We start from the raw sequence: 13,863 nt of genomic DNA, 5'->3' as shown, positions 1-13,863 counted from the left end.
GCCTACTTGCCCTGCCAGACCGGGGTACGGCGCTCGGCGAAGGCGGTCATGCCCTCCCGCACGTCGGCGGAGGCCGTCAGCGCGGCCATCTCGCGCGCCTGCGCGGCGAACGCCTGGGACTCGGGTGCTCCGTCCGCGACGCGGACGATCTTCTTGACGGCGGCGAGCGCGAGGGGGGCGTTCGCCGCGAGCTGCTCGGCCAACTGCAGTGCCGCCGCGGTGGCTTCGCCTGCGGGCACGACCCGGTTGGCGATGCCGAGCCGCCCGGCACGCTCACCGGAGATCGGCTCGCCGGTCAGCAGCAGCTCCATGGCGAGGTGGTGCGGGATCCGTTTGGGCAGCCGGATCACCCCGCCGCCGGCCGCGATCAGACCGCGCTTGGCCTCCGGCAGGCCGAACGCGGCGTTCTCCGCGGCCACGATGAGGTCGCAGCTCAGGGCCAGTTCGAAGCCGCCTCCCATCGCCCAGCCCTCGACCGCGGCGACCAGCGGCTTGGTGGTCTCGGCCTGGGCCAGCCCGCCGAACCCGCGTCCCGGGATCTCCGGCGATTCCCCGGCCAGTGCGGCCTTGAGGTCCATTCCGGCGCTGAAGGTGCCCTGGGCGCCGGTCAGGACACCGGCACGCAGGGCCGGGTCCGTCTCCAACTCGTCCAGGGCGGCGGCCAGGCCGGTGGCGACGGCCGCGTTGACCGCGTTGCGCGCTGCGGGCCGGTCGATGGTGATGAGCAGGGACGTACCGAACGTCTCGGTCCGCACCTCCGCGGCGTGGTTCATGAGGGTCCTTCGCTCTTCCGTCGTTCTGCGGTCGGTTCTTGGATCAGCGCTGGGTGGCGAGTTCGTCGAAGACCTCTTCGGTGTGCTGGCCGGGCAGCGGGGCGAGCCGCCGTATCGAGCCGGGGGTGGCGGAGAAGCGCAGCGGGATGCCGACCGTATGGATCGCGCCCTCCGTCGGGTGCTCGACCACGTCGAGCAAGTGCCCTTCCCGGACGTACGGGTCCTCGCCGGCCCGGTCCAGTTCCAGCACCGACGCCATCGGGATGCTGTGCTCGGCGCAGACCCGCTCCCACTCCTCGGTGGTCAGGGACGGCGAGCACTCCTCGACGAGATCCATGAGCCCGTCGACGTCGGCGTCGGCGATCGCCTCGCCGTTGACGCGCGGATCCTCGGCGAGGTCGGGGCGGCCCGCGGCGGCGAAGAAGTCGCGGAAGTTCTGCGGGCCGTAGGGGATGACGCAGGCGAGACCGTCCCTGGTGGGCACGGCTCGGTGACCCTTGGCCATCGACAGCGGGAACCCGGTGGACCCCACGGGGGGTTCGAAGACATGGCCGGACAGGTGCTCGACGAGGTTGAAGGCGATGAGCGTGTCGGTCATCGGGATCTCGACGTGCTGGCCGGTGCCCGTCCTGTCCCGGTGCAGCAGCGCGGCGAGAACCGAGTAGACGATGGTCAGCGCGGAGACCTTGTCGCCGAGGATCGTCGGCAGGAAGACCGGCCTGCCGATCGCCCGGTTCGCGACGTCCACCAGGCCGGATGCGGCCTGCACCGTCTCGTCGTACGCGGCGTTCCCGGCCCGGTCGGAGTCGCTTCGGAAGCCCTGCGCGTGGGCGTAGACCAGACCGGGGTTACGCGCGGCGACCTCGGGATAGCCGAGTCCGAGGCGGGCCAGCGCGCCGGGACGCATATTGGTGATCAGCGCGTCAGCGGTGTCGATCAGCTCCAGTGCCCGCCCGCGCTCGGTCTCATCCTTCAGATTCAGGGCCACGCTGCGCTTGTTGCGGTTGACGTTGAGGTTGAGCGGCGTCATTCCACGGGTGTTGCGGTAGGGGCCCAGCCGTACGGTGTCCGACGGCGACTCGATCTTGATCACGTCCGCGCCGAGGTCGCCCAGGATCTGCGCGGCGTAGGGGCCCATCACCACCGTCGACAGGTCGATCACCCGGACGCCGTCCAACGGCCCTGTGGTTGCCTCGGCGGTACGGTCCATCATCTTCTCCCTGCTCTCGCGGCTCTTCCTGCGTTTGTTCATCATTGAAGCTAGTCGCGAGTAGTAGAACAGGGAATGATCATGTAACGAACAATGGCATGACCACAGCGGTCATGCCATTGCTGTCATTCGGGGAAGTGCCGAACGGGACTGATTCAGACGGAAATCGCTTCGCCGAATATCTCCCGGGCCTGCGTGACGAGACCTTCGAGGTCCGCTCCGCCACGGGCCCGGTCCTTGCGGTACAACAGGCCGGTGACGAGGGCGGGTTGGAAGTCCGCGACGGGCAGGACGACGACGTTGTCCAACCGGTAGAGGTGCATCGGGCTCTCCGGGGAAAGCATCGTCATCGAGAAGGCGATGCCACCGGAGATCAGTTCGGAGACGCCGGAATAGTCGGCCGTGTTGGTCCGAATTCTCTTCCTGACTCCGGCGGAATTCAGCCGGGCATCGATTTCGTCGAAATATGCCGGGGTGGCGTCATTGGGTGTGGCCACATAGGACAGGTTGACCAGATCATCCAGCGTGACCGACTCCCGGCCGGAGAACCGGTCGGCCGGGACGGCGGCGCCCAGGCGCTCCCTCATGACCTCGATGATCTCGAGCGCCGGATCCGAGACCGGCAGCCGCGCCAGCGTGAGCGCCAGCCTTCCGTCGTGCACGGCGGTGACCAGGTCCGCCGACGTACCGGGCCAGCGCTTGAGCTCGAACGCCTCACGGCCGGCGCTCTCGAGCAGACGGACCCGGTCCCGCAGATACGGGTGCACCCCGGCCGGCATGCCGATGAACTCCGTGTTGCGCCGGGGCCGGACGGCCTCGCGCAGCCTCCAGGGGATCGCGTTGACGCGCTCGAGAACATCGCGCGCCAGCGGCAGCAGCGCCGTACCAGCCGGTGTCAGCGCTACGCGGTGCGTGGTCCGCTCGAACAGCTCGTGGCCCAGCTCGCGTTCGAGATCCTTGATCCGCTGGCTCAAGGGGGAGGCCGCCATGTGGAGCTTGCGCGCCGCCTGCGAGAAGTTGAGCTCTTCGGCAACAGCAACGAAGTACCGCAGGTGCAACATCTCCACGCGGTCACCCTACCTACCGGACCTACCGCCCGGTCTGCCGTACGGTTTGCCGCCCGGTCTGCCGTACGGCAGTGCTTCGGGTCGCCTGCGGGGCCCCGCGCCGCGAGGAGCGCCCGCAACCGGGTGCGGATTGCTGGGTCACGGCAGTATGCGGTGTCGCGTGGCCATCGCCACGGCGCCCGCCCGGGTGTCCACGCCCAACTTCCGGTAGATACGGCCCAGATGGGTCTTGACGGTGGCCTCGCTGATGAACAGGGCACGGGCGATCTCCCGGTTGCCGATGCCGCGGGCCAGCTGCCCGAGGATGTCGCGCTCGCGTTCGGAGAGGGAGGGGCCCGGGCTGCGCATCCGCGACACCACGTGGTCGGCGACCGATGCCGAGAGCGTGGTGCGCCCGGCCGCGGCGTCCCGGATCGCCGCGAACAGCTCCGCCGGCCGCTCGGCCTTGAGCAGGTAGCCGGTGGCGCCCGCCTCGACGGCGCGAGCGATGTCGGCGTCGGTGTCGAACATGGTGAGGACCAGCACACGCGGGGCGGGCAGGTCCGGTGGGAATCCGGTGGCGGTCAGGTGGCGGGTGGCCGTGACCCCGTCCATGCCGGTGCCGAGTTGCAGGTCCATCAGCACCACGTCCGGACGGAGGCGCGCGGCCATGGCCAGCGCTTCCTCCCCGCTGCCCGCCTCGCCGACCACCTCGATTCCGTCGGTGCTGGACAGCAGCGCGCGCAGTCCGGCGCGCACCACGGCGTGGTCGTCGCAGAGCAGCAGCCGGACGGCGGGGGCGGGTTCGGCAGGTCTCACGGCGTGTCCTTTCCTGCGCTGTCCGGGGCGAGGGGGACGGACACCGTGACGGTGGTGCCCTCGCCCGGTGCGGACTCGACGGTGAGCGTTCCGCCCGCCTGCCGTGCCCGCAGACGCATGGCCGGCAGACCGTGTCCCCGCGTACGCCCTGGTCCGGGGCGAGGTGCGCGGCGCACGTCGAAACCGCGGCCGTCGTCGGCGATGTCCACGGCGATCCGATCGTCCACGCAGGTCAGAGTGAGTGCGGCCCGTGTCGCGTCGGCGTGTTCGCGTACATTGGCCAAAGCCCCCTGGGCCACGCGCAGCAGCGCCGTCTCGACCCGCTCGGGCAGGGCGCCGGGGGTGCCGTCCAGCCGGAAGGCCACGGCCAGCCCCGGACGGTCCTCCCGCTCGGCGAGCGCACGCAGGGCGGGGACGAGGGTGCTTTCGGCGAGGTCGGGCGGGGCCAGGTCACGGACGAACCGGCGGGCCTCGGCGAGACCGCGTGCCGCGATCTCGGCCGCGTCGCGCACATGCCCGCGGGCGGCTTCCGGCGAGGTGTGCCAGAGGCGCTCCGCGGCCTGCAGCAGCATCTGCTGGCTGGACAGGCTCTGCGCCAGGGTGTCATGGATCTCCGCCGACAGTCGTTGGCGCTCCGCCAGGATGCCCGCCTGCCGCTCGGCGGCGGCCAGCTCACGGCGGGCCCGGAACAAGTCGTCGATCAGGAGACGCTGGCGGGCCGTCTGGCGCCGGCTGTGGACCAGGACGGCCGTGGCGACCGCTCCGATGGCCACCGGGGCGATCACCAGGTTCGGGTTGAACACGCCGGTGGACACTCGCACTTCGGAGGCGACCACGAGAGCGGTGAGCCCGGCCGCCAGTGGCACCGCGGTACGCACCGGCAGGTTGTGCAGGCCCGTGAACAGCAGCGGCATCGCGCACCACGTGGCGCTCGGCACGAGGGCGAGCAGCACGACCCAGACGGCGAGGACCGCGCCCAGCCAGAGCAGGTACCGCGTGGTGGGGCGCCCGCCGCGCCGCGGCGCGGGCGCCCAGAACCGTCCGAGCAGGTAGAGCACCCCGAAGACGAGGAACAGGGCCAGGATCCACCCGGTGCGGTTGTCCCCCGCGTCACGGGTCAGAAAGCGGACGAGCGAGCCGCCCAGCAGCAGGACGAACGCCGCGTCCATGACCGCGGTCAGCCACCGCGCGTCAGGGTCCGCCTGCCCGCCGTCCGCCGCGGATGTGCTTCCGGTCGCCGTCACAGGACGCCCGACCGCCGTCGCACCCGCATACCGTGCCGCACCACTGATTCCCCATCACCTCGCCCGGCCTTCCCACACCAGTCCTAAGGGGGCGGCCGGCCCGGCGCATCATCCGATCGGCTGACTTCGGGCGTAGCCCGTAGGGTCCCCGCACCGTAGCCGCCCGGCCGAACGAAGACGCCCGTCGGGCACCGAAGCTGCATGGAGAGCCAGAAGACGGCCGTCCGCGCCCTACGGAGGAAATCCCGCAATGCCCGCAAGGAACATCGAAGTCAACCGCGCCTCCCTCGGACACCGCGTCGCCTATGCGCTGCGCCACCCCGAGCGCGTGCCGGGCTATCTGAGCCGCGCCACCCGGGACATGTGGCTGCGCTACCGCTCGCCGGATCACATCGCCTACTACCGCGCGGTCATGCGCTCCGACACGCGCGCCGACCCGGACGCCGCGGTCGGCAGCCGCACCCGCGAGAGCTGGCTGGCGCTGGGGGCGATGCAGTTCGAGTATCTGCTCGGCCATGGGCTGCGCCCCGAGCACCGGATGCTGGAGATCGGCTGTGGCAACCTGCGCGCGGGCTGGCGGTTCATCGAGTACCTGCAACCGGGGCACTACTACGGCGTCGACATCTCGCCCGACATACTCGCGGCCGCGCAGGACACGCTGGTGCGTCAGGGACTCCAGGACCGACTGCCCGCCCTGACACCGGTACGCGACCTCACCCTGCGGTTCCTGCCGGAGTCCCGCTTCGACGTGGTACACGCGCACAGCGTCTTCTCGCACTCCCCGCTGCCGGTGATCGAGGAGTGTCTGGCCAACATCGGCCGCGTGCTGGCACCGGGCGGCTGGTTCGACTTCACCTTCGACCGCACCGAGGGCAAGGAGCACCAGGTCCTGAGGGAGGACTTCTACTACCGCACCGAGACCCTTCTCGCGCTGGCCGCGAAATACGGTCTGACGGCCCGCTTCATGGACGACTGGGAGAAACTGCCGCACGGCCAGTCCAAGATCCGCGTCACGCACGGCAAGGACGGCTAGGGCCCCTCCCCCGGATCAGGCCGGACCCGCGAGCCCAGCCGGATCCGGAAGGAACGCCTGGCTCCGCGCCGCCACGAGCCCCTGACCCTCGCGGCGCAGCTTCGGCAGCGACCGCTCCGCCGTGCCCGCCAGCCGCAGGGCGGCGTCGGCGGTGGCGTCGGCCAGGCCGGACGGGTCACGGTCGGGGGCGGCGCGGCGGATGAGGATCACGCTCTCCGTGAGGCCGAACGTACGGCGGCTGGCGCGCGTACCAGGCGTCACGCCGCACGCCGCCCGGACCACAGCGGCTGCCTCTCCCGGGAGAAGCAGCCACTGCCGGTGCGGTAGGGACCAAGGACTAGGGGCTAGGAGCTAGGGACTGGGGACTGGGGACGCAACGGCCCGCTGCAGGTGTAGTCGGCCGTCGCCGCGGTCCCGTCCGGCCCGACCGTCGGCTTGGCGTAGTCGCAGACCATGTCGGCGAGGTTGTTCATGGCCGGTTCGGCCCGCTCGAGGATGGACAGGTCGACCGCGGCGGCCATGGCCTTGCTCACCTGTCCCGGCGAGTCGCCGTCGTCGAGCCGGGCGGTGATCCGGCCGGTGCAGGTGAAGCGGGGGATGTCCGTGGTCGCGCTCTGCTTGCAGGCCGGCTGCATCCCGGTCGCGTCCTGGAGGCTGTTCTCGACCTCCTTGGGCCGGGAGGCATACAGCTGCCGCAGCGGGGTGTACTCGGTGTCGGGCACGAACAGGTCGTCATGGTCGGCGATCCGCTCGTCCAGGTAGCGGTCGTACGCCACTTGGAGCTGAGCGTCGCCGCCGAGGCGATTGCGGAAGGCGTCGAAGCCGGCCACGTCGTCCGAGCGCAGGTGACCATACATCTCGGCGAGCAGCTCTGGCCGGTCGCGGCCGAGCATCGCGAAGAACGAACCCCCGTAGCTGTAGAAACGGAAGCCGTCCTTCGCGTATGCGGCGTGCAGCAGATCGCGGACGGTCATCCTCGGCCCGCCGTTCTGCGTGTCCCGGATGATGGAGCCGATCAGGTCCTTGCGCAGTCTCACGCCGTCGTCACGGGTCGACCCGGCCAGGTACTCGGCCATCCCCTCGTCGAAGGCGGTGGTGCGGTCGCCTTCGTACCACGGTCCTTCGCCGAAGAAACCGGGCACCGCCCAGCGGCCGTTGAGGTAGTGGACGTACTCGTGCCGGAAGAGCTCTTCGAGGCTGAGCCGGGAGTCCTCCGGGACGCGACGCTGGTACGTGTAGAAGGTCGCGCCGTCCTCGATGTAGACGCCGCCGTTGTCCGTCCCCATGTCGTACAGGTAGGGGTGGAACTTCTCGTAGTCGGCGCGGGAGGCGTAGAGCCGTATGTTCAGCTTGGTGTTGGGGTCCTGGGCCAGTGGCTCCCGGGTGCCGAGGATGCGGAAGAACTGTGCCCTGACCTGGGCCGAGGCGTAGTACAGCTGCTCCACGGTGGCGTTGTCGAGCGAGGTGCGCACCTCGATGCCGCCGTTCTCGTAGCCGTAGCGTCGCGGGAAGACCTCGGCCTCGACGTCCGAGCGGCAGGCACGCAAGGGTGCGCACAGGTGGTGAAATTCCAGCCATGAGGCCAGGGAGAGCCATGGCGCGGAGAGCCTGCCGTAGCGCTCGGCGGCGACGGGGAACAGCTGTCGCAGATCGTTGACGACCGTCTGCTTCAGCGGTTCGAGGGTGCTCAGCCGGCCGTACTCGCCGAGGCCGTCCCGGATCAGCCAGATGTGTTCGCCGGCCAGGTGGGTGAAGTCGGAGAACGCCCGGAGCGCGGCCCGGTAGCCGGCGTCGGCCACGACGGCTGCTTCGAAGCCGCCGTCGCTGGTGGTCAGCCCGCGGAAATTGATGGCGAGCGCGTCCAGGGCATTGTTGCGATGGACTTCGCTCTTCCACTGGTCGGTGCTGCCGTCGACGGTGTGCAGCAGCTTCCCGAGCAGTGCCAGGTGGCGTTCGCGGACGCCGCCCGTGTCCAGCACCACCAGGAACTCGTGCATGGTGCCGCCGGCGAGCGCCGAGTCGTCGAAGGCGTGCGGGTTGGCCGTGAAGGCGTCGGCCGCGCGGCTGACTGCGGTATGGAAGGGCGCGCCCCCGAGATCGATCTCGTCCTGATACCAGTCGTGGTAGACGGCGGCGTGCAGGAACCACCACAGCTCGTACAGATGGGCGGAGTTGCTGCCGTCGTTCTCCGGCGCTACGGCGGTGATGCGGGCGAGTACGGCCTGTGCGTGCTCCGGGGTCAGCACCCGGGCCAGATCGGCGTCGTAGGTCCACACCAGTTCGCGGAGGCAGCTTTCGACCGTGATCTCGGGTGCGGAGAGAAAGTCGACAAGCTGATGTGGAGACAGTTTGCCTACGTCGGCGCGGGTGCAGGGCACCTGGGCGGCGGACGGGTCGCGGTGTCCTTCCGCGGGGCCGGCGTGCGTGGGATGCTGCGCGACCCTCGCGGCAACGCCCTGAGGCGACGCGGTGAGCAGCGCGCCCTGAGATGTACGCGGGACGGGCGCGGAGGACGGTGAGACCGCGGGTGCCTTGGCACGCCGATCGACGTGCTCTTCGCGGGAGTTTCGGGAGTCGCGGGAGCTTCGGGAGTCGCGGGAGCTTCGGGAGTCGCGGGAGTCGCGGGAGTCGGCATCGCGGGCGTTGCCGTGGTCCGTTCCTTCCGCTGCCTGGGCAGGTGCCGGCACAGCGGTGAGGCCGGCCATGAAGGCCGCCACTAACAAGGCCACTAACGGTGCGACCGCCAGAATTGCTCGACGGTGGGGACGTCCGAGCCTGGACATGGAGAGGAGTCCTCTCGAGAGGTGAAGCGGCGGTAGCCGCCGGTCGAGAGGTAGGGTGTGACATTGTACTGACGCGGATAAAGGAAGAATCCGGCCAGAGTCCCGAAATGCCTTCCCTCTGCTGCTCCGAGACGGAGCGTCAATCGACGTGTGTCTCTTCAGAGTTACCGAGGGCATGGCCGTCATGTCCGGCTTCGTCGGCCTGGCCGACGGAGGCCTCGCTCGCACCGTCGGCGGCGACCTGCCGGTCGGCCCACAGCGTACGGACATGACCGAGATGGTCGCGCATGCAGTCCTCCGCGCCCTCCGCGTCCCCCGCCAGCATCAGGTCCAGGAGCTGCTCGTGCTCCTCCGCCGAGGCGACCAGAACGCCCTTCTCCGCAAGGCTGTTCAGGCCGTAGAGCCGGGAGCGCTTGCGCAGATCGCCGACCACCTCCACCAGCCGCTGGTTCCCTGCCAGGGACAGCAGCGAGAGGTGAAAGCGGCGGTCGTGCTCCAGATAGCCGATGAGATCCCCCGCGCGGGCAGCGGCCACGATCCGCGCGGCGATCGCACGTAACGCCTCCAGCTCCCCGCGGTCGGCTGTGCGGGTGATACGCCCCACCAGCGGCACCTCTATGAGACGGCGGATCTCGGTGTACTCGTCGAGGTCGCGCTCCGAGACCGCGGTGATCCGGAAGCCCTTGTTGCGAACCGGCTCGACCAGGCCCTCCTTGGCCAGGTCGAGCATGGCCTCCCTGACGGGGGTCGGGGAGACGCCGAACTGCCCGGCCAGCGCCGGAGCGGAGTAGACGACGCCGGGGCGGAGTTCACCCGCGATGAGAGCTGCCCGCAGAGCGTGGGCCACGTGATCGCGGATGTTGCGCCGCTCCGGCACAGCGGGCAGCTTCAGGTGGGATCCGTGCTCGGCGACCATGGCGCTTCTCCTCGGGCGTCGAGGGCGTGAGGGCGGTCAGGGCGGTGGGGTGCGGTGAGGTGCGGTGAGGTGCGATGACGACGGAACTGTCCGGACAGGTCGTGACCTGCCGTCAAGTATCCGTGGGCTGAGGGCCGGAAGGGGTCGGCCTCAGCCCACCGAGGAGTAGGCGACCACGCCGCGCAGCAGCCCGTCGACCGCCCGCCGCGCGTTCCGGCGCACCGGGCTGCCCTCCGGGGCGGCCTCCGCTACCTGCCCGAGGACGTCGATGACCTGCTTGGACCAGCGCACGAAATCGCCAGCGGGCATGTCGGCCTCGGTCAGCACCGCGTCGAGCCCGTGCCCGGACGCCCAGCGGTAAGCCGCCCAGGCGAAGCCGAGGTCGGGCTCGCGCTGGCCCACGCCCTCGGACTCGCTGATGCGGTGCTCCTCCTCCTTGGCGTCCAACCGGCCCCAGATCCGCACCATTTCGCCGAGCGCCTGCTTGGCGTTGCCGGTCGGCAGCTTCGGCGGCAGCGCGTCGTCCGCGGCTCTGGCCTCGTAGACCAGCGCGGACGCGCACGCCGCCAGCTCGGCCGGCTTCAGCCCGTCCCAGACGCCCTCGCGCAGGCACTCGGAGGCGAGCAGGTCCAGCTCGCCGTAGAGCCTGGCCAGCCGCCGCCCGTCCTCGGTGACCTCGTCGCCGTGCAGGTAGCCGAGGTCGGAGAGCAGCGCGTAGACCCGGTCGAAGGTGCGGGCGATGGTGTTCGTACGGCCCTCGATACGCCGTTCCAGCTGCCGGGTGTCGCGCTGCAGGCGCTGGTGGCGCTCGGCCCAGCGGGCGTGGTCCTCGCGCTCGTCGCACCCGTGGCAGGGGTGCGCCCGTATCTCGGAGCGCAGCCGCGAGATCTCCTGGTCGTCGGCCGCGGCCGAGCGCTGCTTGCGGTGCCGCTCGGGCGCGATGTGCCCGGCCTTGGTGCGCAGCGCGGAGGCGAGGTCGCGGCGGGACTGCGGGCTGCGCGGATTGAAGGACCTGGGGACCCGCATCCGCTCGAGCGGCTCCACGGGCACCGGGAAGTCGATGGCGGCGAGCCGCTTGACCTGCCGCTCGGCGGTGAGGACGAGCGGCCGCGGGCCGTCGTGATACTCGAAGCCGCGGTGGCCGTTGGCGCGGCCCGCGGGCAGCCCGGGGTCGAGCACCAGCGCCAGGCCCGCGTACTTGCCCGTGGGGACATGGATGACATCGCCCGGCTTGAGCTTCTCCAGGGCGACGGCGGCGGCCGCGCGCCGCTGCGCCGCGCCCTGCTTGGCGAGTTCGGTCTCGCGGTCCTTGAGCTTGCGGCGCAGCCGCGCGTACTCCTCGAAGTCCCCGAGGTGGCAGGTCATGGCCTCGCGGTAGCCCGACATGCCCTCCTCGTTCTTCTGCACCTGCCGGGAGATCCCGACCACCGACCGGTCGGCCTGGAACTGCGCGAAGGAGGTCTCCAGGAGCTCGCGGGAGCGGTGCCGGCCGAACTGCGAGACCAGGTTGACCGCCATGTTGTACGACGGCTTGAAGGAGGAGCGGAGCGGGTACGTGCGGGTGCCGGCCAGGCCGCCCAGCGCGATCGGGTCCATGGCGCGCTGCCAGAGCACCACCGCATGGCCCTCGACGTCGATGCCGCGCCGCCCGGCCCGCCCGGTGAGCTGGGTGTACTCGCCCGGCGTGATGTCGGCGTGCTGCTCGCCGTTCCACTTGACCAGCTTCTCCAACACCACGGAGCGGGCGGGCATGTTGATGCCCAGGGCCAGGGTCTCGGTGGCGAAGACGGCCTTGACCAGGCCCCGGACGAACAGCTCCTCGACGATCTCCTTGAACGTCGGCAGCATGCCGGCGTGGTGCGCGGCGATGCCCCGCTCCAGGCCCTCGAGCCACTCGAAGTAGCCCAGCACATGGAGGTCTTCGTCCGGAATAGCGGCCGTGCGCTCCTCGACCAGGGCCCGGACCTTCGCCCGCTCCTCGGTGCCGTTCAGCCGCAGGCCCGCATGCAGGCACTGCTGTACGGCCGCCTCGCAGCCCGCCCGGCTGAAGATGAAGGTGATCGCGGGCAGCAGGCCCTCGGCGTCGAGCCGGTCGATCACCTCGACCCGGCTGGGCGTCCAGATCCTGCTGCGCTGGCGGCGCTCGCGCTCGCGGTCCGCCTCCCGCAGATTGTTCCTGCCGCGGCGGCGGTCCCGCCCGCCCGCGGGCCGGCTGTTCTCCATCCGCGCGAGCCGTACGAGATCGGGGTTGACCTCGCGCCTGCCGCCGCCCGGGGTCCCGTCCTTGGCGTCCTTCTCCTCGAACAGGTCGTACATCCGGCGGCCGGCGAGCACGTGCTGCCACAGCGGGACCGGGCGGTGCTCGGAGACGATCACCTCGGTGTCGCCACGGACCGTGTCCAGCCAGTCACCGAACTCCTCGGCGTTGGAGACCGTGGCCGACAGGGAGACCAGGGTGACCGACTCCGGGAGGTGGATGATGACCTCCTCCCAGACGGCCCCGCGGAAGCGGTCGGAGAGGTAGTGGACCTCGTCCATGACCACATAGCCGAGGCCGGTCAGGGCCTGGGATCCGGCGTAGAGCATGTTCCGCAGCACCTCGGTGGTCATGACGATCACCGGGGCCTCGGAGTTGACGCTGTTGTCGCCGGTCAGCAGGCCGACCTTGCGCGGCCCGTAGCGCTTGACCAGGTCGTTGTACTTCTGGTTGGACAGGGCCTTGATCGGCGTGGTGTAGAAGCACTTGCGGTTCTGGGCGAGCGCCAAGTGGACGGCGAACTCGCCGACGATCGTCTTGCCGGAGCCGGTGGGCGCGGCGACCAGCACACCTTTTCCGGCCTCCAGGGCCTGGCACGCCTCGATCTGGAAGGGGTCGAGATCGAAGTCGTACATCTCGCGGAACGGCGCGAGCGCCGTGTCCTGCTCGGCGGCGCGGATCCGAGCGGCGGCGTAGCGCTCAGCTGGGGACATGTCCTCGGTCATCGTGCTTACGAGCCTACCGGCCGCCTCTGACAGCGGTCTCGATCATTAAGAGCCCCTGACCGACCCGGGCCGGTCGCGGACCCGCCCCTCAGGTGACGTCGTCGAGCCCCTCGCGCCGGCCGTCCTGCCCCGAGCCCGCCTCGGGCAGCGCGGGCGGCGCCGCCACGGGCTCGATCTCGCCGAGCTCCTCGGGGGTGAGGTCCAGCTCGGAGGCCTCGTCGTCGGCGGGACCCGCGGCAGCGATGCGTGCCGCGCGGAGGTCATTGAGGAGTGAGATCCCGACCGCCGCGAAGTAGAGGACGACGATGGGGGCGGCGAGCGCGATCATCGTCAGCGGGTCGGTGCTGGGCGTGATGACCGCCGAGAAGACGGTGATGCCCATCACCATGGCGCGCCACCAGCCGAGCATGCGCTTCCCCGTGATGACCCCGCCGAAGTTGAGCAGCACCAGCAGCAGCGGCAGCTCGAAGGAGAGGCCGAAGACGATGACCATGCGCGTGACGAGGTCGAGCAACTTGTCCAGGGGAAGCAGGTTGTCGACCCCGACGGGGGTGAACTCGATGAGGACCTTCGCGGTCGTCGGCAGCACCCGGTACGCGAAGTAGCCGCCGATGAGGAAGAGCGGGAAGCCCGCCGCGACGAAGCTCAGCGCGTACTTCTTCTCATGGCGGTGCAGGCCGGGCGCGAGGAAGGCCCACAGCTGGTACAGCCAGACCGGCGAGGCGAAGATCACACCCGCCATGAGCGATACCTTCAGCGCCAGCGTGAAGGGCCCGAGCAGATCCATCATGACGATGCGGGCGCAGGTCGTACCCTTGTGCGCTTCGGCCAGCTCGGCGAATGACAGTTCGCAACCCACCGACTCCAGCACCGGTTTGGTGATGAAGTTGATGATCGCCTCGTAGAAGAACGCGGCGACGACAGCGGCCACGACGATGGCGAGAAGCGACTTCACCAGCCGGTTGCGCAGCTCGCGCAGGTGCTCCACGAGAGGCATCCGCCCCTCGGGGTCCTTCTCCTTCTTGCGGGCAGACTTGAGCAACCCACGTCCTCATCT

The 13,863-nt window shown here is 70.3% G+C and carries 11 protein-coding genes; 1 reads left to right on the top strand and 10 read right to left on the bottom strand.

Annotation, left to right across the window (positions count from 1 at the left end; genetic code table 11):
* Positions 1 to 2: 2 nt before the first annotated feature.
* The 5 genes from ACTWP8_RS10180 to ACTWP8_RS10160 form a co-directional block, all read right to left on the bottom strand.
* On the bottom strand, positions 3 to 773 hold the full coding sequence (locus tag ACTWP8_RS10180; RefSeq protein WP_443321806.1) for a crotonase/enoyl-CoA hydratase family protein: 771 nt from the start codon (positions 771 to 773) through the stop codon (positions 3 to 5).
* Between the two features lie 43 nt (positions 774 to 816).
* A complete protein-coding gene (locus ACTWP8_RS10175) occupies positions 817 to 1,986 on the bottom strand; it encodes a CaiB/BaiF CoA transferase family protein (RefSeq protein ID WP_443321880.1) in 1,170 nt (389 codons plus the stop codon).
* Between the two features lie 152 nt (positions 1,987 to 2,138).
* Complete coding sequence (locus ACTWP8_RS10170) at positions 2,139 to 3,044, bottom strand: LysR family transcriptional regulator (RefSeq protein WP_443321879.1); 906 nt, start codon at positions 3,042 to 3,044, stop codon at positions 2,139 to 2,141.
* A gap of 144 nt (positions 3,045 to 3,188) precedes the next feature.
* On the bottom strand, positions 3,189 to 3,848 hold the full coding sequence (locus tag ACTWP8_RS10165; RefSeq protein ID WP_443321805.1) for a response regulator: 660 nt from the start codon (positions 3,846 to 3,848) through the stop codon (positions 3,189 to 3,191).
* Positions 3,845 to 5,017 carry a sensor histidine kinase gene (locus ACTWP8_RS10160; RefSeq protein ID WP_443321878.1) on the bottom strand — a complete coding sequence of 391 codons (1,173 nt, stop codon included), beginning with the start codon at positions 5,015 to 5,017 and terminating at the stop codon, positions 3,845 to 3,847. The genes ACTWP8_RS10165 and ACTWP8_RS10160 overlap by 4 nt, the downstream gene beginning before the upstream one ends.
* Before the next feature lie 325 nt (positions 5,018 to 5,342).
* On the opposite strand from ACTWP8_RS10160, the gene ACTWP8_RS10155 reads away from it, so the two are divergent.
* Positions 5,343 to 6,125: a class I SAM-dependent methyltransferase gene (locus tag ACTWP8_RS10155; protein WP_443321804.1), complete on the top strand. Its 783-nt coding sequence runs from the start codon at positions 5,343 to 5,345 to the stop codon at positions 6,123 to 6,125.
* A 15-nt stretch (positions 6,126 to 6,140) separates the two neighbouring features.
* Here the strand turns inward: ACTWP8_RS10155 and ACTWP8_RS10150 are convergent, their stop codons facing one another.
* The 5 genes from ACTWP8_RS10150 to tatC form a co-directional block, all read right to left on the bottom strand.
* Positions 6,141 to 6,386, bottom strand: a complete 246-nt coding sequence (locus tag ACTWP8_RS10150) for a hypothetical protein (protein ID WP_443321803.1) — start codon at positions 6,384 to 6,386, stop codon at positions 6,141 to 6,143.
* Between the two features lie 83 nt (positions 6,387 to 6,469).
* Complete coding sequence (locus ACTWP8_RS10145) at positions 6,470 to 8,830, bottom strand: collagenase (RefSeq protein WP_443321802.1); 2,361 nt, start codon at positions 8,828 to 8,830, stop codon at positions 6,470 to 6,472.
* A gap of 217 nt (positions 8,831 to 9,047) precedes the next feature.
* Entirely contained in the window at positions 9,048 to 9,824 is a 777-nt protein-coding gene (locus ACTWP8_RS10140; RefSeq protein ID WP_443321801.1) for a GntR family transcriptional regulator, read from the bottom strand.
* A 150-nt stretch (positions 9,825 to 9,974) separates the two neighbouring features.
* Positions 9,975 to 12,806: a DEAD/DEAH box helicase gene (locus ACTWP8_RS10135; RefSeq protein ID WP_443321800.1), complete on the bottom strand. Its 2,832-nt coding sequence runs from the start codon at positions 12,804 to 12,806 to the stop codon at positions 9,975 to 9,977.
* Between the two features lie 88 nt (positions 12,807 to 12,894).
* Positions 12,895 to 13,848, bottom strand: coding sequence for a twin-arginine translocase subunit TatC (gene tatC, locus ACTWP8_RS10130; RefSeq protein WP_443321799.1), 954 nt, complete (start codon positions 13,846 to 13,848; stop codon positions 12,895 to 12,897).
* Positions 13,849 to 13,863: the final 15 nt, after the last annotated feature.

The organism is Streptomyces sp. 7N604 (genome assembly GCF_052245475.1).
Classification (GTDB): Bacteria; Actinomycetota; Actinomycetes; order Streptomycetales; family Streptomycetaceae; genus Streptomyces.
The sequence above is the reverse complement of the archived record's forward strand: the minus strand, read 5'-3'. Positions and strand labels throughout refer to the sequence as shown.